The organism is Mesorhizobium sp. LNHC209A00 (genome assembly GCF_000502915.1).
Lineage (GTDB): Bacteria > Pseudomonadota > Alphaproteobacteria > Rhizobiales > Rhizobiaceae > Mesorhizobium.
Genome location: NZ_AYWT01000002.1, coordinates 442,294 through 464,925, shown reverse-complemented (window position 1 = coordinate 464,925; position 22,632 = coordinate 442,294). Strand labels below are relative to the sequence as shown.

Below are 22,632 nucleotides of genomic sequence, written 5' to 3'. Positions count from 1 at the left end.
CGGTTGCCAGCCTGCCGTCATGTCCTAAAATTGCCGCTCACTAACCGGCGCCTTCAGATCGGCCCACGGACGCCCGCTAAGAGATAGGCCCTGAGCGGAAACGTTTCCACCAAGAGACAAACGACCGAGGAGAATTATCATGAAGGCAATTGTGGTGACGGACCAGGCTGCGGGAACGGCCGGGATGAAGCTGGTGGAGCGGCCTGAGCCGCGGCCAGCGATAAACGATGTCGTCGTTCAGGTTCATGCTTCGGGATTCGTCCCGACCGAGCTGGCATGGCCCTCCACCTGGACCGACCGCCGCGGCCTTGACCGAACACCGTCGATCCTTGGGCACGAGCTGGCCGGAGTTGTCATCGCACTCGGCTACGGCACAACGGGACTGTCGGTAGGTCAGAGAGTGTTCGGCCTCGCCGACTGGCATCGCGATGGAACGCTCGCGGAGTATGTAGCCATGGAAGCACGCAACCTAGCGCCGCTGCCGGGCGACGTCGACTTCACGGTGGGCGCGAGCCTGCCGATCTCGGGTCTCACCGCGTGGCAGGGACTCTTCCACCATGGCCGCCTTCAGGCGGGGCAGAGCGTCCTCGCGCACGGTGCGGCCGGCGCGGTCGGGTCGATGGTGACGCAACTTGCACGAGAGGCCGGCGCCTATGTCATCGGCACTGGACGCGCCTCCGACCGTCAGACGGTGCTCGACTTTGGCGCGAATGAGTTCGTCGACCTCGAGAACGACGCCCTCGAAGATGTGGGCGAAGTCGCTCTCGTATTCGATGTGATCGGCGGGGAAATCGGCAAGCGGTCCGCCGGCCTGATCCGAGCCGGAGGAACACTGGTGTCCGTCGTCGGACCGACAGAGGCGCGGCCTGCCGACGGCTTGGCGGTCGACTTCGTTGTCGAGTCCGATCGTGCCCAACTGAGCGAGATCGTCCAGCGGGTGCGGGACGGACGACTGCGGACAAACATTGGCAACGTTTCGACCCTCAACGACGCCGTAGCCGCATTCAACCCTACCGAGCGACGCACTGGGAAGACGATCATCCGCGTTCGTCCGTGATTTGAAATGGCGAAGAGGCAAGAGTCCTCCTCCGGCCGCTGAAGCATCCAGCATGATCGAATGGTCTCAATGGGCATCCGAACGGTAAACACCGGGAGTTTGCGGTCGCCGTCGAGGTTGCTCCACGCAACATGCTCTCGGCTCAGCGAGCCGCCGCTCGTTGTTCGAGCCGCCGCGCATACTGCGTCAGCGGAAAGCATAGGGCGAAAAAGATCAGCGCCACCAGCCCATAGACCTTGAACGGTTCGAAGGTAGCGTTGTTGATGGCGTTGGAGGTTCGCACCAATTCCTCGAAGCCGATGATCGAGGTCAGCGCGGTCGACTTGATCAGCTGCACCAGGAAACCGACCGTTGGCGCGCGGGTGATCGCGAACGCCTGCGGCAGGATGATCAGCCTGAGCTCCTGCAGATAGTGCAGGCCGAGGCTGGCGCCGGCATCCCATTGGCCCAATGGCAGCGCATCGACGCCAGAGCGCCAGATTTCGGCCAGATAGGCGCTGGCGAAGAAGGTGAGGCCGAGCACCGCCGCCGTCCACGGCTCGATACGCAGGCCGAGCATCGGCAGGCCGAAGAACATCAGGAACAGCTGCATCAGCAACGGCGTTCCCTGGAACAAGGCGATGTAACCGCAGGCAACGCGCCGGCTCCATTTATTCTCTGAGATCCTCAGGAACAGCACCGCCATTCCGACCAGCGCGCCGCCGACGAAGGCGGCCAGCGACAAAAGTACGGTCCAGCGCGCGGCAAGCAGAAGGTTGCGCACGATGTCCCAGAGGGTGAACTCGATCATGACACCCCAGCTCCGAGCGCGCGGCGGCCGCCTGCAACCAGCAGCCGCCGCAAGGCCATCGACATCAAGAGATAGACCAGCGTCACGACGAAATACGTCTCGAAAGAACGGAAGGTGCGCGCTTGCAGCATGTCGGCCTCATAGGTCAGCTCGCGTACAGCGATCTGCGACACCACGGCTGATTCCAGCATCATGATGACGATCTGGCTGGTCAGCGCGGGGTAGATGATCTTGAGCGCCTGCGGCAGCACGATCTTGATGAACAGCTGGCGCGGCCTCAGCCCGAGCGCCAGGGCTGCTTCCGTCTGCCCGTGCGGCACCGCGTCAAGGCCAGCGCCGACGATCTCGATCGTGTAGGCGGCCATGTTGAGCGTCATCGCCAACATGGCGGCCAGGATCGGATCGAGCCTGATGCCGAGGCTCGGCAGGCCGAAGAAGATGAAGAACAGCTGCACCAGGAACGGCGTGTTGCGCATCACCTCGACATACCAGCCGATGGCCCGGCGCAGCAGCGCCGGGCCGCTTCGCCGCCCGGCGGCACCGAGGATGCTGAGCAGCGTGCCCGCAAGCGTGGTGACGGCGATCAAAAGGATCGTCGTCGCCGCGCCGTGCGCGATGTCGCCCACGGCACCTGGAAGCCAGCCGAAGGCCACGTCGACTCAATCCTTGAGGTTGTCGGGGTTCAGCGGCGTCTTCAGCCAGGCCTTCGAGCTTTCGTCCAGCTTGCCGTCGGCCAGCATCTTGGCAATGGCGTCGTTGACCGCCTTCTTCAGGGCGTCCTCGTTCTTGTTGAGGCCGATATGCGACGGCGAGGTCAGAAGCTGGAACTTCTGCTCCGGCTTCAGCGCATCCTGCTTGGCCAGCACCTGCGCGCCGACATCGTTGCCGACGACCATCAGCTGGGTCTGGCCGGAGATGAAGGCCTGGATCACCGAATTGTAGTTATCGAAACGCTTGATGTCCGCCGAGGCCGGTGCTGCTTCGGTTAGCGAGGTGTCTTCCAGCGTGCCGCGATTGACGGCGATCGACTTGCCGGCAAGATCTTCCTTGCCTTTGACTGGCATTGCCGCCGGACCGATCACCGCGATGTAATAGGGCGCGTAGGCAGCGGCGAAGTCGATGACCTGCTCGCGCTCTTTCGAGTAGCCGACGCTCATCAGGATGTCGACGCGATGGTCGTTCAAATAGGGGATGCGGTTCTGGCCGGTGACGGCAACGGTGTTGAGCTTCACCTTGAGCGTGTCGGCGATGTACTGCGCCACATCCATGTCATAGCCCTTGAGGCTCATGTCGGCACTGGCTGAGGAGAAGGGCGGGAAATCGGCGAAGACGCCGACATTGATGGTGCCGGCCTTGGTGATGTCGGCCAGCGCGTCGGCATTGGCGGCTTGCGGGGCGAAGCCCGCTAACCCCAGGAGCAGAACGGCGGCGATGGATGATTTGAGGTGGATTGTCATTGTCATTCCCCTTCTGGAAGCTTTTGATTGTTTGGGTCGGGCGCCGGCTCCAGTGCGGCGGCCGCCTTTCTTTGTCAGGCTCCCTTGCCTGATACTGCCGGGCTGAACACCATCAGGCTCAGGATCTCGAACAGCACCTGCGCGCCGGCGTGCGCGGTGTTGGTGGTGGCGTCATATTGCGGCGCCACCTCGACGACATCGCCGCCGACAATGTTGAGGCCTTTGAAGCCGCGCAGCAGTTCGAGCACTTCGCGCGTCGTCAGGCCGCCGACTTCCGGCGTGCCGGTGCCCGGTGCGAAGGCCGGATCGACGCTGTCGATGTCGAAGGAGACATAGGTCGGCCCGTCGCCGACTATTCTGCGCGCCTTCTCGATGATGGCGGGAATGCCGAGACCNAGACGTGTGCTCTTCCGATCTCCTCGGCATGGACAACGGTCATGCCGGACTCGTAGGTGAACTCCCACAGATATTCGGCCGAGCCGCGGATGCCGATCTGGATGGTACGCGTCGGATCGAGCACGCCGTCCAGCACCGCGTTGCGAAACGGGCCGCCATGGTGGAATTTGGTCAGGTCGAACAGGCCGCTGGTATCGCAATGGGCATCGATGTGGATCAGCCCGACCGGCGCCTTCTTGCCGACCGCCTTCAGGATCGGGTGGGTGATCGAATGGTCGCCGCCGACCGACAACGGGATGACCCCGGCGTCGACGATCTGGTTGATGCGCCGCTCGATATCCTCATGGCTGGTCTCCAGCCGGTAGCGGCTCTGGAACGGAACGTCGCCGATGTCGGCGACCCTGAGTTCATGCGTCGGCGCGCATTCCAGCACGTGATTGTAGGGGCCGATGCGCTCGATCGCCCGCAAGGCGCGCGGCCCGAAGCGCGAGCCCGGCCGGTTGGTGACGCCGAGATCCATCGGCACGCCCGTTATCGCCACCTGCAGATCGCCGAAGTCCGGATTGTCAGCCGATATTTCGCGGTAGGGCGCGGCAAGGAAGGTCGGGATGCCGGAATAGGGCGCCAGCCGCGTGCCGCTCTTGGAAAAGATTTTGTCGGCGACCTTGCGGAATTTCGGGTCGAACATCTCGCCGCCATGGCTTTCGCCATATTTGCGACGCAGCGCATCGAGCTTGCCGCGATCATATCCCATATCCGCTCCTCCTCGGCTGATGCAGTCGTGCCGGCGGTGACCTCGGGCGAACCGACCGTCATCCGGCCGGGCCGTTGTCCCGCCGGCTGGCTGCAGATTTCACGTCTTGATGTTGTCTTGGGGTAAAGTGTCCGGCAGCCGCTTTGAAAAAGCAATTGATATTGTTAGGGTGGCTCCTGTGAGAAAAGCTCACAATAAAGCCGAGCATTCATGGCCAAGCGCCTGCCACCTCTCAACCCGCTGCGCGCCTTCGAGGCCACGGCCCGCCATGCCTCGCTGACCAAGGCGGCGAGCGAACTGAATGTCACGCACGGAGCCGTCAGCCACCAGATCAAGGCGCTAGAGCAATCGCTTGGGGTCAAGCTGTTCGAGCGCGTCGGCCAGCGGGTCAAGCTGACCCCGCATGGCGCCGAACTTTTGCCGGCGGTATCGGTCGCCTTCGACGGCATCGCCGCCGCCACCCAACGTCTGACGCGGCCGGCAAGCAGCGGCGCGCTGTCGGTGTCCTGCGTGCCGGCCTTGCTGCTCTTGTGGATGACGCCGAGGCTGGGCAGCTTCACCGCGCAATATCCTGACATCCAGCTGACGCTCATTCCCTCCAACGATCCCAGGGATATCCGGGCGCCGCATATCGATGTCTGCGTGCATTATGGCGATGGCAGCTGGACCGATTGCTGGATGCGCAAATGGTCGGGCCTGGAGCTGTTCCCGGTGGTCAGCCCGACGCTGATCAACAACCGGCCGATCCGCAATGTTCGCGACCTCGCCGACCATGTCTTGCTGCATGGCGACGATGGCCGCGAGTGGCACACCTGGCTGGCCGCCGCCGACGCGCTGGAGCTGGAGCGCGGCCGGCGCCATCATCTCGGCGATGCACGCATGACGACGGAAGCCGCCGTCCATGGCCACGGCGTGGCGCTGGGCGACTCGGTGACGGCAAGCGCCCTGCTGGCCAGGGGAATGCTGGTCGCGCCGTTCAGCCTGTCGGTGCCGGCGGTCGACGATTTCTATGTCGTTTGCCGCAACGAAATGCGGGCGACGCCGATCGTGCAGGTGTTCATCGACTGGCTGTTCGCCGAGAAGGCCGGGGATGACGGCCGCGCCGACGCTCCGGTCGCGGGCCGCCTCGTCACCCGCCGCAAACGTCCCGCGCTCAAGGTGATGGGCGGCAAACCCTCGTAGCCGCACGCAGGGCGTTCTTTTTGTCGGGCCAGCCTGAAAGCGGGCAGCGTTTTTGCGAATTCGATGCTATGAGGCCTGTCGCGATTGTGGTTGGCAGGCAGCGAAGGCGGTGACGAGATATGGCCAGGACCGATATTGCGCGGCGCGTCTATAACCACACCTGGAAGCTCGACCCGATCGTGCGCAGTTTGCTCGACACCGACTTCTACAAGCTTTTGATGCTGCAGATGATCTGGGGCATGTACCCCAAGGTCGACACCACCTTCTCACTGATCAACCGCACCACCTCGGTGCGGCTCGCCGACGAGATTGATGAGGGCGAGCTGCGCGAACAGCTCGACCATGCCCGCACCTTGCGCTTCTCAAAGAAGGAGATGATCTGGCTCGGCGGCAACAATTTCTACGGCCGCAAGCAGATTTTCGAGCCGGAGTTCCTCGCCTGGCTGGAAGGCTTCCGGCTGCCCGGCTATGAGCTTTCCAAGCGTGACGGCCAATACGAGCTCTCTTTCTCCGGCCCCTGGATGTACACCACGCTTTGGGAGATCCCGGCGCTCGCCATCATCAATGAATTGCGTTCGCGTGCCGCTTTGCGATCGTTCGGGCCTTTTACGCTCGACGTGCTCTATGCCCGCGCCAAGGCCAAGATGTGGGCCAAGACCGAACGGCTGAAGGCGCTGCCCGGCATCCGCATCTCGGATTTCGGTACCCGCCGGCGCCATTCCTTCCTGTGGCAGCGCTGGTGCGTCGAGGCGCTCAAGGAAGGCATCGGCGAAGCCTTCACCGGCACCTCCAACGTGCTGCTGGCCATGGACAACGATCTCGAAGCGCTCGGCACCAACGCGCATGAACTGCCGATGGTGTTCGCGGCCCTCGCCAATTCGGAAAAAGAGCTGAAGCAGTCGCCCTACAAGGTGCTGCAGGACTGGCAGCGCTACTATGGCGGCAATCTCTTGATCGTGCTGCCCGATGCCTTCGGCACCGCCTCGTTCCTGCGCGACGCGCCGGACTGGGTCGCCGACTGGACCGGCTTCCGCCCCGACAGCGCGCCGCCGATCGAGGGCGGCGAAAAAATCATCGATTGGTGGCGCGAGAAGGGCAAGGACCCCAGGCAGAAGCTGCTGATCTTTTCCGACGGCCTCGAGGTCGAGACCATCGAGGAGACCTACCGTCATTTCAAGGGCAAGGTGCGCATGTCTTTCGGCTGGGGCACAAATCTGACCAACGACTTCGAAGGTTGCGCGCCGACGCAGACCAACAGCCTCGACGCCATATCGCTGGTCTGCAAGGTCACCGAAGCCAATGGAAGGCCGGCGGTGAAGCTGTCCGACAATCCGGCCAAGGCGACGGGCGATCTCAAGGAGATCGAGCGGTATTTGAGGATTTTTGGGCAAAAGGATCGCGTGGAGCAACTCGTCAAGGTTTGAGGGATGGGCGGACTCTTGGACAGTTCGAGTTCCGCCGTAGAACGCCTCCGTCTGCCGTTTGCCTTGTCGTTCTCGGCCTTGTGGCTCGTCTCCCCCACTCCCGCCTTCGCCCACGCCTCCGACCGTGGCCACGTCCTGCTCCTCCCCACCGGCTACTACATTATCGGCGGCGCCTTTGCCGTCGCCGCCAGTTTCCTTGTCTTGGCATTGCTGCCGCCCGACACCGTCGACCGTTTCTGGCGCCGACGCCTACCGCTATTCGCCTTCGGTGACAGCGTCCGCGCCGCCATCAGCCTGATCTCATTTGCCGGCTTTGCAATTCTCCTGGCCGCTGGCGTCCTCGGCAGCCGCGACCCGCTCTCCAACCCGCTGCCACTGGTGATCTGGACGCTGCTATGGGCCGGCCTGACACTGCTGCAAGGCGTGTTCGGCGATCTCTGGTCGTGGCTCAACCCTTGGTACGGCCCATGGCGGCTGCTGTCGCGGCTGATCGGCGGAAGCGATGACGGGTTCAGGCCACTTCCGCAATGGTTTGGCTGCTGGCCGGCCGTTATCCTGTTTCTAGCCTTCGCCTGGTTCGAACTCGTCTATCCCGCTCCTGACGATGCGGCGCGGCTGGCCTTTGCCGCCGGCCTCTACTGGCTGTTCACCCTGCTGGCCGCGCTGGTGTTCGGTTACGACAAATGGAGCCGCAGCGGCGAATTCCTCGGCCTGGTCTTTTCGATGGCGGCGCGTTTCGCGCCGATCGAGCGCGGGGACAAAGGCCGTCTTGCGCTGTGCTGGCCGGGCGCCAAACTGCTTCAGGCCGAGCCGCTGCCCGCCAGCGGCATCGCCTTCCTGCTGCTTGCTTTGTCCTCGGTCTCCTTCGACGGCCTGTCGAAGACTTTCTTCTGGCTCGGCCTGTTCGGCATCAACCCGCTCGAATTTCCGGGCCGCACGGCCGTGATCGGCAGTGGGACGCTCGGGCTCGTTGTGACATTCGCGTTGCTCGCGGCGGTGTTCCTGCTTGCCGTCGTGCTCGGCCAGCGTCTTGCCCGCGGCGACAAGCCTTTCGCCCAGGCAGCGGGCATGCTGGTGTGGTCGATCGTGCCGATCGCGCTCGCCTACCATGTCGCGCATTATCTGACGGCGCTGCTCGTCGACGGCCAATATGCGCTGGCCTCCCTGTCCGATCCCTTCGCGCTTGGCTGGAACCTGTTCGGCACCGCCGACATGCAGGTCGAGGCCGGCATCGTCGCCGGCGCGGCGTCGGCATGGTGGCTGTGGAATGTCCAGGCGGGCGCCATCATCCTTGGCCATGTGCTCGCTGTCCTCGTCGCGCACGGCTTTGCCTGGCGCCTGCATCCCCAGCCTGCCCGCGCCGCGCTCAGTCAGTTTCCGCTCACCGTGTTGATGATCGCCTACACCATTTTCGGTCTCTGGCTGCTTGCCACGCCGACAGTCGGATGAGACAAGCCATCTCCTGTGAGCCATGCCCCACGGAAAGCTCGCTTGCCAGACCAAGGCTTTGGTGATTTAGTTTGTACACATGCAATTTTGCATCCTCTTGCCGAGGATGTTCGAGCCGCCTTATCGTTGGTCAAAACACAAAAACAGGGGAACGAACGTGACTGACAAGAACGGATTTTTCGATCTCTCCAAAACCACACTCACCCGCCGTACCACGCTGAAGGGCCTCGCCGCCGGCGCTGGCCTCGCCATGGCGCCCGGCTTCGTCCGCTATTCCCAGGCACAGAGTTCGGCGCCGATCAAGATCGGCTTCCAGTCGCACCGTACCGGCATTGGCGCCGCCTACGGCCGCTGGTACGAGAAGACGACCGCCGCCGCGATCAAGGCGATCAATGCCGCCGGCGGCATCAATGGCCGCCAGGTCGAGGTGATCATCGAGGATGACGGCACCGATCCCGGCCGCGGCGCCGAAGTGGTCGGGAAGTTCGCCACCCAGCACAAAACCGACATCGTCTTCGGTACGCTGTTCTCGCATGTCGTCATTGGATCGGCGCCTGCCGCCGGCGAAAACAAGATGCCCTACTTCGTCGTCAGCGAAGGTCACCACGTCGCCTCGACCAAGCTCAACCGTTATGTCTTCCAGCCCGGCATCACCGACGTGAAGAGCCAAATCCAGTCGATGGCGCCATGGATCGCGGCCAATGCCGGCAAGAAGGTGACGCAGATATTCCCCGATTTCGCCTTCGGCTATGACCATCGCGACTACCTGCCGCCGGCGCTGAAGGCGCAAGGCGCCGAGGTGATCGCGCAGATCGCCATTCCGCCGACGGAATCGTCCTTCACCAAGTACTTTCCGCAGATCCCGCCCGAGACCGAGGTGATCTACCACGTCATGGTCGGCCCGGCGGTGCTCACCTTCGTCAAGGAACTCGGCGAGTTCTACGGTTCCAACCGGCCGCAACTCTTCGGCTTCATCGATTCGCTGGAAGCTGTCGACATCAACAGCCCCGGCCTCGAATTCCTCGACGGCAGCCATTTCTGGGAAGGTTCGCCGCGCTACGCCCAGTCCGACGACACCGAAGCGCAGAAGGCCTATCGGGCCGCTGTCGGCATCGACGACAACGGCGCCGCCGTCGGCGACGCCAAGGACGTCTCCACCGCCGCGCACATGTTCGGCTGCTGGGAAACGCTCTACGTCGTCAAGAAGGCGATGGAAGACGCCGGCTACAAGGGGCCGGAAGACCGCGCCAAACTGGTCGAGGCGACCGAGGCGCTGAAGGAATTCGCCGAAGGCCCGGAGCATCCGCAGGGTCCAAAAACCTTCAACGGCAAGATCCACCAGTGCTTTGGCATCCAGAACATCTCCAAGGTCGAGGGCGGCAAGCTGAAGGTCGTGCACAAGACCAAGATCGAGGACGGGCTTTACGAGGCCGAAGGGGATTACACGACGCAGGCGCTGTGAACTCATTCCAGCCAGCGTGAGCGCCAGGCCACCTCCCTCTACCCTGCCGGGCCGGGCAGGGCAGAGGGAGGCGCTTCGCGCCACCTATCGGGCGTGTAATCGATGCACTTCGGACCCCACCTTCTCCTCGCAACCCTTGAAGGCCTCGTCACCTCGGCCGTGCTGGCGCTGACGGCGCTGGGATTGTCGCTGGTGTTCGGCGTCATGCGTGTCGTCAACGTCGCCCATGGCGAGTTCTTCATGCTGGGCGCCGTGCTTGCCTGGGCGATCACATCGGCAATTGGCGGCCATCCGGCTCTTGGCTTCCTGGCGGCGCTGGTTATCGCGCCGCTGATCGTCGGCGCCATCGCGCTGGTCGCCGAACGGCTGGTGCTGCGCCGGCTCAACTACAATCCGGAAGCCACCATCGTCGCCACCATCGGCATGCTCTACATCATCCAGCAGCTGGCGCTGACCTTCTATGGCCCCGAAGCGCGGCCCGTGGAGCCGCCATTCAGCTATCGCATCCTTCTGCCGTGGTTCGGCTATTCCGGCTACAAGCTGTCGATCATCGCCGCATCCGCTCTTCTGCTGATCGCGACATGGCTGGTGCTGACGCGCACCAGGATCGGCCTTGTCATGCGTGCCACGCAGTATGACAGCGAGACGGCGCAGGCCTTCGGTATCCCGGTCGGCCGCGTCTATGGCGGCGTCTTCGCGCTCGGCGCCATGCTGGCGGCGATCGCCGCGGTGCTGATCGTGCCCATCAGCCAGGCGCACTACCTGATGGGGCAGGATCCGCTGCTCTTGTCCTTCATCGTCGTCATCATCGGCGGCCTAGGCTCGTTGCGCGGCACGGTCGTCGCCGCCGTGCTGATCGGCCTCTCCGACGGCATCATATCGATGTTCTTCTCGCCGACGCTGGCCAAGATCATCGCCACGCTGCTGGTCGCCATGGTGCTGGTGTTCCGGCCGCAAGGCCTGTTCGGGACGACATCGCGATGAGCGAAGCTTCGCCGGCAAAGGCCTATGCGCTGCATCTCGGCGTGATTGCCCTGCTCTTCATGCTGAGCTTCCTCTTGCCTGGCTATTACCACGGCCTGCTCGCCCGCATCATGGTGCTGGCGGTCTTCGCCATGGGCTACAACATGCTGTTCGGCTATGTCGGCCTGCTCAGCCTCGGCCATGCGATGTTCTTTGGCGCCGGGCTTTATGGCGCCGGCCTTGCCGTCATCCAGCTCGGCTGGAGCGTGCCACTGGCGTTCATCGCCGGCATCGCCTGCGGCGCGGCGTTGGGGCTGGTGATCGGCCTCCTGGCGCTGCGCACCACGGGCGTCGCCTTCATGATCGTCACCATGATGTTCGCGCAGGTGTTTTATCTGGCCATCCTCTATTTCGCGACCTGGACCGGCGGCGATCAGGGTCAGGTGGTGCCGCAATCGGCGCGTGTTCTCAATCTCGGCGCCACCTCGCTCGATCTCACCAACCCGACCGTACGCTACATGACGGCGCTCGGCTTGTTTTCGCTCGTGCTGCTGATCACGCTTGCTGTCGTCCGGTCCAGATACGGTCGCGTGCTGATCGCGATCCGGGAGAATGAGGAACGCACCAAGATGCTGGGCTACGACACCTTCTCCGACAAGCTTGCCGCCGTTGTCGTCTCCGGCACGATCTGCGCGGCGTCCGGCGCCGCCTACGCACTGCTGTTCGGCTATGTCGGGTCGAGTTTCGCCTCGGTACAGTATTCGATCCTGCCGCTGCTGTGGGTGCTGCTCGGCGGTGCGGCCACAACGCTTGGACCACTGATCGGCACGGTGTTCATGTACTATGTCATCGACGTCACCAGCGGCTACACGTCGGCCTACCTGCTGATCGTCGGCATAGCACTCATTCTGCTGGTGCTGTTTTTCCCGAAAGGCATTCTCGGCACCATCCGCCAGCGCTGGCTCGGATGGCTGCCATGACGCCGCTGCTGACCACGAAGGGCCTGTCGCGCAGCTTTGGCGGCCTGCATGCGGTCGACAATGTCGATTTCACCCTGATGCCGGGCGAGATCCGCGCCGTCATCGGTCCGAACGGCGCCGGCAAGACAACCTTCGTCAGTCTGATCAGCGGCCGCATCCAGCCGTCTTCGGGCGCGATCGTCTTCGACGGCGCCGATATCACCAGCCAGCCGGCCTATATCAGGGTGCGCCAGGGAATCGCCTATACGTTCCAGATCACCAGCGTCTTCGCCAATCTCAGCGCCTACGACAATGTCGCGTTGCCCGTGCAACGGACCCTGAGCGATGGGCGCTCGAAAGGCGCGGTGGGCGCGGGCGTCATGTCGGCCCTCGAACGCACGGGCCTGGCCGACCGCGCCCATATGCCGGCCGGTCAGTTGTCATATGGTCACCAGCGCCTGCTGGAGGTGGCGATGGGCTTGGCGCTCAAGCCGCGGCTGCTGATCCTCGACGAGCCGACGCAGGGGCTCGCCGACAGCGAGATCGACAATTTCATCGCGCTGGTGCGCGACATCGCCAAAGGCGCGACCGTGCTGCTGATCGAGCACAACATGCCGGTCGTGATGCAGCTTGCCGACCGCATCACCGTCTTCAACGCCGGCAGGATCCTGGCCGAGGGCACACCCGAAGCCATCCGCGAGAACGCGGCGGTTCAGGAAGCCTATCTGGGAACGGCACCATGACTGAGGCGAGCAAGGCCGAATCGCTGACGATTTCCGGGCTCGATTGCTTCTATGGCGAGGTCCAGGTGCTCTATGGGCTCGACCTGGTGCTGAACAAGGGAGAGGTGCTGTGCCTGTTCGGCCGCAACGGCGCCGGCAAGACGACGACGCTGAAGGCGATCATGGGCCTGGTTCCGGTGCGTGCCGGCTCGATCAGGCTCGCAGGGCAGGAATTGACCGGCCTGCCGGCGCATGAAGTGCCGAAGGCTGGTGTCGCCTACGTGCCACAGGGCAGGCGGCTGTTCGCCGAGATGACGGTNTGATGCCGTCGATGATCGCCAAGATCCGCGAGACGGTGTCGAAGCTGCGCGAGATGGAGGTCTCCACCATCCTGGTCGAGCAGCGGGTCGATGCCGTGCTGTCGGTCGCCGATCGTGTCTGCTTTATTGAAAACGGCCGCAACCGCGAGACGGTCGATGTCGAGGCCCTGCGCGTCGACCCGTCCGCGGTCCGGCGCTATGTCGGCGTGGGTTGATCAACCGAAAAACAGAAAACCCGCGACCAAGAAGGTCGGGACCAGCACCAGCCCGGACCACAGCATATACCCAAAGAAGCCCGGCATCTTGACGCCGCGATGCCTGGCAATGGCATAGACCATGAAGTTCGGCGCGTTGCCGATATAGGTGTTGGCGCCCATGAACACGGCGCCGGCCGAGATCGCGGCAAGTGTCGAGGCGAACTCCGTCATCAGGTGGCGGGGATCGCCGCCCGCCAGCTCGAAAAACACCAGATAGGTCGGTGCATTGTCGAGGAAGGACGACAATGCACCGGTCAGCCAGAAATAGGCGAGGTCGTTGGGCGTGCCTTGCGCCGACGTGACGAGCGCGACCAGCGGCGCCAGCGCACCGTTGTGGCCGGCCCTCAAAATGGCGACGACCGGGACGATGCAGATGAAGATGCCGGCGAACAATTTGGCCACTTCCGCGATCGGACTCCAGTTGAAGCCGTTCGCCTCGCGGTGGCTCTTGTAGGAGAGCGGAAGCGATAGCAGGGCCAGCGCGAGGATGATCACGTCGCGGACCAGGTTCTGCAGTTCGAGACCGACGCCGAACACGGAAAAACTCACGCCCGGCTTCCACGCCGCCGACAGCAGGATGGCGCCGATCACACCGGCCAGCAGCTGGAGGTTGGCGAGGCCGCGCAGGCGCACCTTCGTATCGGGTGTCGGATCCTTGATCTTCGGTGCGCCAGCCTCGCGCCGGTGCAGGATGAGGTCGATCGCCAGGAACGCCGCCAGCACGACGAGGCCAACGAACAGCGTCTCTCGGTAGAGGTTGGTGGTCGTCCAGAAGAAATCGACGCCGCGCAGGAAGCCGACGAACAGCGGGGGGTCGCCGAGCGGCGTCAGCGAGCCGCCGATGTTGGACACCAGGAAAATGAAGAAGATGACGACATGGGCATTGAAAGGCCTGTTGTCGTTGGCGCGCAGGATCGGCCGGATCAGGATCATCGAGGCGCCGGTCGTGCCGATCACCGAGGCCAGCAGCGCCCCGACGATCAGCAGCCCGGCATTGACCAGCGGTGTGCCGTGGATGTTGCCGGCAAGCAGGATGCCGCCTGAAATCGTGTAAAGCGCAAACAGCAGGACAATGAACGACATGTATTCCGTGAGCAGCGCGTGCAGAACTGCCTCGGTTGCCGCGGGAGCACCGAAGGCAATCGCGAGCGGCACGATCACCAGCGCCGCCCACAAGCCCGCGATCTTACCATAGTGATGTTCCCATACATGGTGGAACAGCAGCGGCCCGGTCGCGATCGACAACAGCAGCCCGGCAAAAGGCAGCGCCCACCAGAAAGACATGGCGGCGCCGGGCAGGCCGTGCTCTTCGGCCGCGAAGGCCTGTGATGGAAACAGCATCGCGACGACGATCGCGCTGCCCGCCCCGGTCGCTATCGGCAAGTATCCCCTTCTGCCCGCCACGAGTCAGCCCGATGTGTGATCTTCGAGCGTCACGCCGGCATCGCGCATCTTCGCCAGCATTGTCTCGATCGATCCGTTGAGATCGATGCCACGGCAGGCATCGAGCCTGACCGTGGTTCTAAACCCTAGTTTGACCGCGTCCAGCGCCGAGAACGCGACGCAGAAATCGGTCGCCAGGCCGACCAGGGTCAGTGTGTCGATGCCGCGCTCCCGCAGATAGCCGGCGAGCCCCGTGGGCGTCGCGTGATCATTCTCGAAGAAGGCGGAATAGCTGTCGATGGCGGGGCGAAAGCCCTTGCGGATGACGAGTTCGGCCTTGGTCCAGGCAAGGCCGGAGTGGAAATCCGAGCCGAGACTGCCCTGGATGCAATGGTCCGGCCACAGCGTCTGCGGACCATAGGGCATCTCGATCGTCGAATAGGGCTGCGACCCCGGGTGGCTGGAGGCAAAACTGGAATGGCCGGCCGGGTGCCAGTCCTGTGTTAGCACGACATGGTCTGTTCGCCGGATCATGTCATTGACCAGCGGCACGATCTCGTCGCCGCCCGCAACGGCCAGCGCGCCGCCCGGACAAAAGTCGTTCTGCAGGTCGATGACTACGAGCGCTTCGGCCATGGGCTTCCTTCCTGTCAGGCTGGGGTCGGGCTTCGAACGAGGCACCCGGCGAAAGAAAAAGCCGCTGGCGCGACTGGAGGAGAAACTTGACCAGATGGCGGGCCGCGTCAACCTCCAGCGGCATAACAAATGCGTGGCGATGCCAGCCAGACGGGTGCCGGCGCAAACTCTGGCTTTGACAATTTCCGCCGTCTTGATATCATTTGCATACGAATGAATTTACCGGTCAAAGCCGGTAAAGACCATCTCTGGGCAAGCGCCTTGGGAGGGCCAATTTCGGGGAAGGCCTACCTTATCGGGAAGGCCCACCTGTCGGGAAGGAAAGCGTGATCCGTTACGCGAAACCCACCACGGTCGACGAAGCACTCGCGCTGCTTGGCGGGGACGCTTGGCGTATCCTTTCGGGTGGCACGGATTTCTATCCGGCGCAGGGCAGCAAACCATTTCGTGACAATGTCCTCGACATCAACGGCCTGACAGCGCTACGCGGCATCGCCGAGACCGGCAGCCACTGGATCATCGGCGCGCGCACGACATGGGCCGACATCATCCGCCATCCCTTGCCACCGGCCTTCGCGGCGCTGAAACAGGCCGCGCGGGAAGTGGGTTCACCACAAATCCAGAACGTCGCCTCCGTCGCCGGCAATCTCTGCAACGCCTCGCCGGCCGCCGACGGTGTGCCGGGGCTGCTGGTCCTTGATGCCGAGGTCGAGCTGCGCTCGGCGACGGCGACGCGCCATCTGCCCTTGTCGGCGTTCATCCTCGGCAATCGCCGTACGGCTTTGCGGCCTGGCGAGATGCTGACGGCCATCCACGTGCCGAAACCCGCCGGCACATCGGCCTTCGTCAAGCTCGGGGCGCGGCGCTATCTCGTTATTTCCATTGCCATGGTGGCGGTGCGTCTGGCTGGCGAGAATGGCACTGTCGCGCAGGCGGCCGTCGCCGTCGGCTCGTGTTCCGCCGTGGCGAGGCGGCTTGCCGGTGTCGAGGCGGCGCTGCTCGGGCTTCCCCTGGACGCCGGGCTTGTTGCCGCGGTCCGGTCGGCGCCGATGGCTGAACTGCAGCCGATCGCCGATGTGCGCGGCAGCGCCGAATACAGGCTCGACGCGGTGCGCGAGATCGTTGCGCGCGCCGCGCTTGAGGCCGCGCGCAAGCCCTCGGACGACAAGGTGGCCTGATGAGCATGGATCGCGCCGATATCGCCTTCGCGGTCAATGGCGCCGCCGTTTCGGTCAACGTGCCACCGCTGCGCCGGCTGTCCTCGGTGCTGCGTGACGAATTGCGGCTGACCGGCACAAAGGTCGGCTGCGACGCTGGCGACTGCGGCGCCTGCACGGTGCTGGTCGACGGCGATCCCGTCTGCGCCTGCCTGATGTCGACGGCCTCCGCTGCCGGCACTATGGTGACGACGGTCGAGGGCCTCGCCAATGGTCACCTGTCGGCGCTGCAAGCCTCGTTTCTGGCGCATGGCGCCGCGCAATGCGGCATCTGCACGCCGGCGCTGCTGGTCGCGGCGTCAGCGCTGCTGGACACGAAACCCAGGCCGAGCGAGACCGAGGTGCAGGATGCGTTGGGCGGTATCCTCTGCCGCTGCACCGGTTACCGGAAGATCATCACCGCGGTGATGGAGGCTTCCCTCCAGACCGCGAGCCTGGACTTCCGTCTGCCTCGGTCCGGCCACGCCATCGGTGCGTCGCCGGTAAGGCTCGACGGTGTGCCAAAGGTGACCGGTGCCGAGAAATTCGGCGGCGATTCCTTCCCAGCCGATGCGCTTGCGGTGCTGGTGATCCGCTCGCCGCATCATCATGCCGGCTTCGCCTTCGGCGACATCGATGGCTGGGCAAGCAGCCATCCCGGTATCATGGGCGTTTTCACGGCCGCCGATATCCCGGGAAAAAACTGCTTCGGCGTTATCGGCCCGTTCGCCGACCAGCCGGCGTTGGCCGAGGGCTTTGCCCGGCTTCGCGGCGAGGCTGTCGCGCTGGTCGCCGGCGAGCGCGAGGCGATCCTCGATCTGGATCTGTCGGATTTCCCTGTCCGCTGGACCGAACTGCCGCATGTGCTCCAGCCAGGCGATGCGCAGGCCGAAGGTGCGGCGCTGATCCATGAGAACCGCCCGGCCAATTTGCTGACCAAGGGCTTCGTCGAACGCGGCGATCCCGAGTCGGCACTTGCCAACTCGGCCTTTACCGTCAGCGGCACGATCGACACCTCCTATGTCGAGCACGCCTATATCGAACCGGAAGCCGGCTATGCATATCTCGACGGCGACACGCTCGTCGTCGTCGCCTGCACGCAGGCGCCTTACATGGATCGTGACGACACGGCGAAAGTGCTCGGCCTTGCCGTCGACAAGGTGCGCATCGTGCCGACCGCGACCGGCGGTGGCTTCGGCTCCAAGCTCGACGTTTCCCTGCAGCCGCTGATCGGCCTTGTCGCGCTGAAGACCGGGCGGCCCGCGGCCCTTGCCTACACCCGCAACGAATCCATGATGTCGACCACGAAGCGCCATCCGGCACGGATGAGAGCCACCGTCGGCGCAGATGCCGAAGGCCATGTCATAGGCATGATCTTCGAAGGCGATTTCAACACCGGCGCCTATGCGAGCTGGGGGCCGACGGTCGCTAACCGCGTGCCGGTGCATGCCTCCGGCCCTTATTTCACGCCGAATTACCGCGCCGAGGGCCGCGCCATCCACACAAATGGGCCGATTGCCGGTGCCTTCCGTGGCTTCGGCGTGCCGCAGGCGACGATCATGCAAGAGACGCTCTATGACGAGCTCGCCGGCAAACTCGGCATGGATCGGCTGGATTTTCGCCTGAAGAACTGCCTTCGGAACGGATCCGAAACGGTTACCGGGCAGCTCCTGGACTCCGGCGTCGGCATTGCCGAATGCCTCGAAGCGTTGCGGCCGCCTTGGGCGCGGGCGACAGCCGATGCCGATGCTTTCAACAGCGCCAATCTGGATAGAAAACGCGGCGTCGGCGTCGCTTCGTGCTGGTATGGCTGCGGCAACACCTCGCTGCCCAATCCGTCGACCATCCGGGTCGGTATAGCGGCTGACGGCGCGGTTATCCTGCATCAGGGCGCGGTCGATATCGGCCAAGGATCCAACACCGTCATCACGCAGATCTGCGCCGACGCACTCGGCCTGCCGCTGGAAAAATTCAAACTGAAGAGCGCCGATACGGCGATCAGTCCCGACGCCGGCAAGACCTCGGCCTCGCGCCAGACCTTCGTCACCGGCAAGGCGGCCGAGAAGGCAGGACGCGCCCTGCGCGAAAAGATCCTGCGCTTTGCCAATGTCTCGGACAAGGCTTCGCTTGAACTGGATGGCTCGGCGATCGTCATCCGCGAAGGCGAGGCGACACGAAGCATCGATCTTGACGCGCTCGACGTGGATGCGGACGGCTTCGTCTTCCGTGCCGAGGAGACCTATGACCCGCCAACACTGCCGCTCGATGCCAAGGGCCAGGGCAAACCCTATGCGGTCTATGGCTATGGCGCGCAGATCGCCGAACTTGAGGTCGACCTCAGGCTTGGCACGGTCAAGCTGATCAGGATCATCGCCGCGCACGACGTCGGCAAGGCGATCAACCCGCTGCTGGTCGAGGGCCAGATCGAGGGCGGTATCGCGCAAGGCATCGGCATGGCGCTGATGGAAGAATACATTCCCGGCCGCACCGAGAATTTGCATGACTATCTCATCCCGACCATCGGCGACGTGCCGCCGATCGAGACCATCCTTGTCGAGGTGCCCGATCCCGAAGGGCCGTTCGGCGCCAAGGGCCTGGGCGAGCACGTGCTGATCCCGACGGCGCCGGCAATCCTCAATGCCATTCGTCACGCCACCGGCGTGCTGGTCACCAAGGTGCCGGCAACGCCCAGCCGCATCCTGGCGGCCATCCGCGAGAAGGAGGCACGCGCATGAGCGAGCTTGCCGAGCGTTTCGAAACCCATGATCCCGGCGAGAAGCTGGTGGCGGAAAAGATCCGCTGCGACGCCTGTCCGGTCATGTGCTACATCGCTGACGGACGCACCGGCGCCTGCGACCGCTATGGCAATGTCGCGGGCCGCATCGTGCGCATGGACCCGCTGACCATCCTCGACCACGCTGCCGAGACCGGGGCTGCCATGGTGCCCTTTGTCGCCGAGGGCGAGCAGTGGGATGGCGAACTCATCAACACCGGCCGCCGCTTCGTCACGGCAATCGGCGCCGGCACAACCTATCCCGACTACAAGCCCGCTCCCTTCATCGTCAGCCAGGAGGTGGAAGGCGTCGATCTCGTCACCGTGGTGACCGAAGGCATCTTCTCCTATTGCGGCGTCAAGGTGAAGATCGATACCGACCGTCATATCGGACCCGAAACAGCTATTGTGCGGGCTGAGGGCGAAGCCATCGGCCATGTCACGACGGGAGAATATGGCTCGCAGATGCTGTCGCTGGGCGGCGTGCATCATCTGACCGGCGGCTCCAAGGCGGAAGGCCGCGCCACTTGCGATGCCCTGCTCAACCTGTGCAACAGCAAACCGGTGGAACTCACCATCGACGGCGGCGCCACGGTCATCGTCCAAGCCGGCAAACCGCCCGTCATTGACGGCAAGCAGGAACACCGCATGCGCGTCGGCTGCGGTTCGGCCACCATCGGCATGTTCGCCACGCAATGGCGCGGGCTGGTCGACGAGGTGGTGGTGGTCGACGACCACATCACCGGCGTCGTTTCCGAACACCAGGCCGGCAAGGTGTTGGGCTGGCAGGATACCGGCATCAAGATCGTCGGCCGCCGCTCGACACCGGGCCGCTATTTCAAGGTCTCCGAGCCCGGCCTCGGCTGGGGTGGCACCTCCATCTCAGATCCGCTGTCGATCCTCGGTGAATGGAACGCGAAGAAGGGCGCGCGCCCGGGCCTGTCGCTGCTGATGGTTTCGACCACCGGTGAGCAGTTCGCCTATTACGAGCTCGACGACGACTTGAAACCGGTCGAACAACCGTTTCCGGAGCGGCTGCAAAAATCGGTCAACCTGATCGAGGACAATTGCGAGCCGGCTTTGTGCACCGTGCTGTTCATCGGCGGCGCCGGCGGGTCACTGCGTGCCGGCGTCACCGAAAACCCGGTCAATCTCACCCGTTCCGTGCAAGGCCTGAAAACCTACGTCACGGTCGGCGGCGCGCCGGTCTATGTCTGGCCGGGCGGCGGCATCACGCTGATGGTCGATGTCACCAGGGTTCCGCCAGGCGCCTTCGGCTATGTGCCGACGCCGGCGCTGGTGGCCCCGATCGAGTTCACGCTGCGTCGCGACGACTATGTCAGGCTAGGCGGCTACGAGGCCGAAATCCGCAGCGTCGCGGATATTGTCGCCAAGGGCGGCGAATACCTCAATCCCCGGCGCGGCACCGGTGCCGTGGCCAGCAATCCATGGCCGCCGCTGGCGCAGTTGCGCCGCGCGGGCTCGGATGGGGCCGGCTGATGGAAGGCCCGCAAGCGCATTGGCTGCAGGACGGCAAGCGGCTGCATCTCAACCATGGGCCGATCGACCTGATCGTCGAGGCCTTTGGCGAGGCTGACGAGTGTCGCGCCGCCTATGCGCAAGCCGTCGCCCGCTTCCAAACGATCCTGATCGAGTTGGTCGAGGAGCTTCCCGAGCTGCGCCTCCCGGCATTTTTCTTGGCGCCGCGAACCTTCGCCGGCCCGACGGCGCGTCGCATGGAAGCAGCCGTCATTCCCCTGGCGGAATGCTTCATCACGCCGATGGCCGCCGTCGCCGGATCGGTAGCCGACGAAATGCTTGCCGCGCTGCTTGCCGGCCGCAAGCTCGACCGCGCCTACGTCAACAATGGCGGCGACAGCGCCCTCCATCTCGACAAGGCTACGTCGATTGGCTTGGCGGTCGCCGGTACCGGCAACGGCATGGCCGACCGGATCACGATCCGCGCGCAGGATGGCGTGCGTGGTGTCGCAACCAGCGGCTGGCGTGGCCGCTCCTTCTCGCTTGGCATCGCCGATGCCGTCACCGTGCTCGCGCGCACCGGCGCCGAGGCCGACGCGGCGGCGACGCTTATCGCCAACGCCGTCGACCTGCCCGGCAATCCCGCCATCAGGCGCACTCCCGCACGCGACCTGTCGCCCGACAGCGATCTTGGCGCGCGGCTGGTGACACAAGGCGTCGGCACGCTTGCCTCTGGCGAGGTGGCGCGGGCGCTGGACAATGGCCTCGCCGTCGCCGAAGATTTTCGCCGGCGCGGCCTGATTGCCGCATCGGCGCTGTTTCTCGGCGGGGAGGTCCGTATCAGTGGCTCCGTTGCACTCGGCCCGCCCAACAAGCATGAACCGGAGGAAGTTGCCCATGCCTGAGTTTCCGATCCGCAAGATCGCGGTGCTGAGCGAAGAAATTTTTCACGACGGCGGACCGGCCGCTGCGGTGCCGCGCCGGCGCGCCGCCGCCATGGCAGTGGTCAAGAACCCTTTCGCCGGGCGCTATGTCGAGGAACTGCAGAGCGCCATGGACGATCTGAAGCCGCTCGGCCTGCTACTCGCCGACCGCTTGATCGCGGCGCTCGGCGGCGACGTGAAACAGATCGACGGCTACGGCAAGGGCGCCGTTGTCGGCAGCGCAGGCGAGCTGGAACACGGCGCGCTGTGGCATGTACCCGGCGGTTACGCGATGCGCGAGCGGCTGGGCGATGCCAAGGCGATCGTGCCTTCGGCCAAGAAGGTCGGCGCCTTCGGATCAAAGCTCGACGTGCCGCTCGGCCACATCAACGCCGCCTATGTGCGCAGCCATTTCGACGCAATGGAAGTCGGCATCAGCGACGGCCCGCGTCCTGACGAGATCCTGTTCTGCCTCGCCATGACCTGCGGCCCGCGCATCCACAACCGCATGGGTGGCCTCGCCGCGGATGACATAAAAGCCTGGGACGGGCTGCGGTGAGCGGCGAGGACAACCTGCTCAAGCTGGTCGAGGCCGAAGAGGCCGACGATCACGACTACCTCCTGCAGGAACAGGTCGGCTTCATCCTGCGCAAGGCGCACCAGCGCCATGTCTCGATTTTCGCCGCCCGTATCGCCGATCTGACGCCGCCGCAATTCGCCGCACTGGCCAAGCTGCGCGATGTCGGCGAGACCTCGCAGAACCAGCTTGGCACGTTGATCGCCATGGATGCCGCGACGGTGAAGGGCGTCATCGACCGGCTGAAGGCGCGCGGCCTTGTCGAGCTTTCCAGGCATGAGGTCGACAAAAGGCGCCTGCTGGTCAATCTGACGGCCGAGGGCCGCGACGCGATCGAGCGGCTGATCCCGCTTGCCCGGGAAATCACACAGGAAACGCTTGCGCCGCTCACGAACAAGGAAATCGCCACCTTCATGAAGCTGCTGGCGAAGCTGGCGTAGATCGGCCGGCGGCGAGGTCCTTTCCTCTCCCCC

The 22,632-nt window shown here is 64.3% G+C and carries 19 protein-coding genes and 2 pseudogenes; 15 read left to right on the top strand and 6 right to left on the bottom strand.

What is annotated here, in order from left to right; all coding sequences use genetic code 11:
• Positions 1–139 precede the first annotated feature (139 nt).
• On the top strand, positions 140–1,057 hold the full coding sequence (locus X739_RS160375; RefSeq protein ID WP_023772230.1) for an NADP-dependent oxidoreductase: 918 nt from the start codon (positions 140–142) through the stop codon (positions 1,055–1,057).
• A gap of 142 nt (positions 1,058–1,199) precedes the next feature.
• Here the strand turns inward: X739_RS160375 and X739_RS160380 are convergent, their stop codons facing one another.
• The 4 genes and pseudogenes from X739_RS160380 to speB all read right to left on the bottom strand — a co-directional run bounded on the left by X739_RS160380 (position 1,200) and on the right by speB (position 4,454).
• A complete protein-coding gene (locus X739_RS160380) occupies positions 1,200–1,847 on the bottom strand; it encodes an amino acid ABC transporter permease (RefSeq protein WP_023772231.1) in 648 nt (215 codons plus the stop codon).
• A complete protein-coding gene (locus X739_RS160385; RefSeq protein ID WP_023772232.1) occupies positions 1,844–2,500 on the bottom strand; it encodes an amino acid ABC transporter permease in 657 nt (218 codons plus the stop codon). Before X739_RS160385 ends, X739_RS160380 begins: the two co-directional genes overlap by 4 nt.
• A gap of 6 nt (positions 2,501–2,506) precedes the next feature.
• Positions 2,507–3,310: a transporter substrate-binding domain-containing protein gene (locus tag X739_RS160390; protein WP_031240273.1), complete on the bottom strand. Its 804-nt coding sequence runs from the start codon at positions 3,308–3,310 to the stop codon at positions 2,507–2,509.
• 68 nt (positions 3,311–3,378) lie between these two features.
• Positions 3,379–4,454, bottom strand: a pseudogene (gene speB / locus X739_RS01000000165820) (agmatinase).
• A gap of 210 nt (positions 4,455–4,664) precedes the next feature.
• On the opposite strand from speB, the gene gcvA reads away from it, so the two are divergent.
• The 8 genes and pseudogenes from gcvA to X739_RS01000000165815 all read left to right on the top strand — a co-directional run bounded on the left by gcvA (position 4,665) and on the right by X739_RS01000000165815 (position 13,150).
• Positions 4,665–5,636 (top strand): transcriptional regulator GcvA, encoded by a 972-nt coding sequence (gene gcvA / locus X739_RS160395; protein ID WP_023772235.1) that lies wholly within the window; start codon positions 4,665–4,667, stop codon positions 5,634–5,636.
• A gap of 119 nt (positions 5,637–5,755) precedes the next feature.
• Positions 5,756–7,060 (top strand): nicotinate phosphoribosyltransferase, encoded by a 1,305-nt coding sequence (gene pncB, locus X739_RS160400; protein ID WP_023772236.1) that lies wholly within the window; start codon positions 5,756–5,758, stop codon positions 7,058–7,060.
• Between the two features lie 3 nt (positions 7,061–7,063).
• Positions 7,064–8,509, top strand: a complete 1,446-nt coding sequence (locus tag X739_RS160405) for a hypothetical protein (protein WP_023772237.1) — start codon at positions 7,064–7,066, stop codon at positions 8,507–8,509.
• Between the two features lie 157 nt (positions 8,510–8,666).
• Entirely contained in the window at positions 8,667–9,971 is a 1,305-nt protein-coding gene (locus tag X739_RS160410) for an ABC transporter substrate-binding protein (RefSeq protein ID WP_023793143.1), read from the top strand.
• Between the two features lie 102 nt (positions 9,972–10,073).
• Complete coding sequence (locus tag X739_RS160415; protein ID WP_023772239.1) at positions 10,074–10,955, top strand: branched-chain amino acid ABC transporter permease; 882 nt, start codon at positions 10,074–10,076, stop codon at positions 10,953–10,955.
• On the top strand, positions 10,952–11,914 hold the full coding sequence (locus X739_RS160420) for a branched-chain amino acid ABC transporter permease (protein WP_023772240.1): 963 nt from the start codon (positions 10,952–10,954) through the stop codon (positions 11,912–11,914). The genes X739_RS160415 and X739_RS160420 overlap by 4 nt, the downstream gene beginning before the upstream one ends.
• Positions 11,911–12,636, top strand: a complete 726-nt coding sequence (locus X739_RS160425; RefSeq protein WP_023772241.1) for an ABC transporter ATP-binding protein — start codon at positions 11,911–11,913, stop codon at positions 12,634–12,636. Before X739_RS160420 ends, X739_RS160425 begins: the two co-directional genes overlap by 4 nt.
• A pseudogene (locus tag X739_RS01000000165815) lies at positions 12,633–13,150 on the top strand (ATP-binding cassette domain-containing protein). Before X739_RS160425 ends, X739_RS01000000165815 begins: the two are co-directional and overlap by 4 nt.
• Here X739_RS01000000165815 and X739_RS160430 read toward each other — a convergent pair.
• The gene (locus X739_RS160430; protein ID WP_032924137.1) at positions 13,151–14,533 is read right to left on the bottom strand and encodes a sodium:proton antiporter; all 1,383 of its coding nucleotides are present in this window, start codon (positions 14,531–14,533) and stop codon (positions 13,151–13,153) included. It lies immediately after the preceding pseudogene.
• 66 nt (positions 14,534–14,599) lie between these two features.
• On the bottom strand, positions 14,600–15,211 hold the full coding sequence (gene pncA / locus X739_RS160435) for a bifunctional nicotinamidase/pyrazinamidase (protein ID WP_023772244.1): 612 nt from the start codon (positions 15,209–15,211) through the stop codon (positions 14,600–14,602).
• Between the two features lie 326 nt (positions 15,212–15,537).
• On the opposite strand from pncA, the gene X739_RS160445 reads away from it, so the two are divergent.
• From X739_RS160445 to X739_RS160470, 6 genes are read left to right on the top strand one after another with little or no spacing between them, the layout of a single operon-like run.
• The gene (locus X739_RS160445; RefSeq protein ID WP_023772247.1) at positions 15,538–16,389 is read left to right on the top strand and encodes a xanthine dehydrogenase family protein subunit M; all 852 of its coding nucleotides are present in this window, start codon (positions 15,538–15,540) and stop codon (positions 16,387–16,389) included.
• Complete coding sequence (locus X739_RS160450; protein WP_023793141.1) at positions 16,389–19,142, top strand: molybdopterin-dependent oxidoreductase; 2,754 nt, start codon at positions 16,389–16,391, stop codon at positions 19,140–19,142. The genes X739_RS160445 and X739_RS160450 overlap by 1 nt, the downstream gene beginning before the upstream one ends.
• On the top strand, positions 19,139–20,680 hold the full coding sequence (locus X739_RS160455; RefSeq protein WP_023793140.1) for a hypothetical protein: 1,542 nt from the start codon (positions 19,139–19,141) through the stop codon (positions 20,678–20,680). Before X739_RS160450 ends, X739_RS160455 begins: the two co-directional genes overlap by 4 nt.
• Positions 20,680–21,564: a thiamine biosynthesis protein ApbE gene (locus X739_RS160460; protein ID WP_023772250.1), complete on the top strand. Its 885-nt coding sequence runs from the start codon at positions 20,680–20,682 to the stop codon at positions 21,562–21,564. Before X739_RS160455 ends, X739_RS160460 begins: the two co-directional genes overlap by 1 nt.
• Entirely contained in the window at positions 21,557–22,141 is a 585-nt protein-coding gene (locus tag X739_RS160465; protein WP_023772251.1) for an amino acid synthesis family protein, read from the top strand. The genes X739_RS160460 and X739_RS160465 overlap by 8 nt, the downstream gene beginning before the upstream one ends.
• Positions 22,138–22,599, top strand: a complete 462-nt coding sequence (locus X739_RS160470) for a MarR family transcriptional regulator (RefSeq protein ID WP_023781829.1) — start codon at positions 22,138–22,140, stop codon at positions 22,597–22,599. The genes X739_RS160465 and X739_RS160470 overlap by 4 nt, the downstream gene beginning before the upstream one ends.
• Positions 22,600–22,632: the final 33 nt, after the last annotated feature.

Coding starts and splice junctions, on each gene's coding strand:
- X739_RS160460 (WP_023772250.1), top strand. CDS start 20,680: ATGGAAGGCCCGCAAGCGCATTGGCTGCAGGACGGCAAGCGGCTGCAT.
- X739_RS160380 (WP_023772231.1), bottom strand. CDS start 1,847: ATGATCGAGTTCACCCTCTGGGACATCGTGCGCAACCTTCTGCTTGCC.
- pncA (WP_023772244.1), bottom strand. CDS start 15,211: ATGGCCGAAGCGCTCGTAGTCATCGACCTGCAGAACGACTTTTGTCCG.
- X739_RS160415 (WP_023772239.1), top strand. CDS start 10,074: ATGCACTTCGGACCCCACCTTCTCCTCGCAACCCTTGAAGGCCTCGTC.
- X739_RS160450 (WP_023793141.1), top strand. CDS start 16,389: ATGAGCATGGATCGCGCCGATATCGCCTTCGCGGTCAATGGCGCCGCC.
- X739_RS160405 (WP_023772237.1), top strand. CDS start 7,064: ATGGGCGGACTCTTGGACAGTTCGAGTTCCGCCGTAGAACGCCTCCGT.
- X739_RS160390 (WP_031240273.1), bottom strand. CDS start 3,310: ATGACAATGACAATCCACCTCAAATCATCCATCGCCGCCGTTCTGCTC.
- gcvA (WP_023772235.1), top strand. CDS start 4,665: ATGGCCAAGCGCCTGCCACCTCTCAACCCGCTGCGCGCCTTCGAGGCC.
- X739_RS160420 (WP_023772240.1), top strand. CDS start 10,952: ATGAGCGAAGCTTCGCCGGCAAAGGCCTATGCGCTGCATCTCGGCGTG.
- X739_RS160425 (WP_023772241.1), top strand. CDS start 11,911: ATGACGCCGCTGCTGACCACGAAGGGCCTGTCGCGCAGCTTTGGCGGC.
- X739_RS160465 (WP_023772251.1), top strand. CDS start 21,557: ATGCCTGAGTTTCCGATCCGCAAGATCGCGGTGCTGAGCGAAGAAATT.
- X739_RS160430 (WP_032924137.1), bottom strand. CDS start 14,533: ATGCTGTTTCCATCACAGGCCTTCGCGGCCGAAGAGCACGGCCTGCCC.
- X739_RS160455 (WP_023793140.1), top strand. CDS start 19,139: ATGAGCGAGCTTGCCGAGCGTTTCGAAACCCATGATCCCGGCGAGAAG.
- X739_RS160375 (WP_023772230.1), top strand. CDS start 140: ATGAAGGCAATTGTGGTGACGGACCAGGCTGCGGGAACGGCCGGGATG.
- pncB (WP_023772236.1), top strand. CDS start 5,756: ATGGCCAGGACCGATATTGCGCGGCGCGTCTATAACCACACCTGGAAG.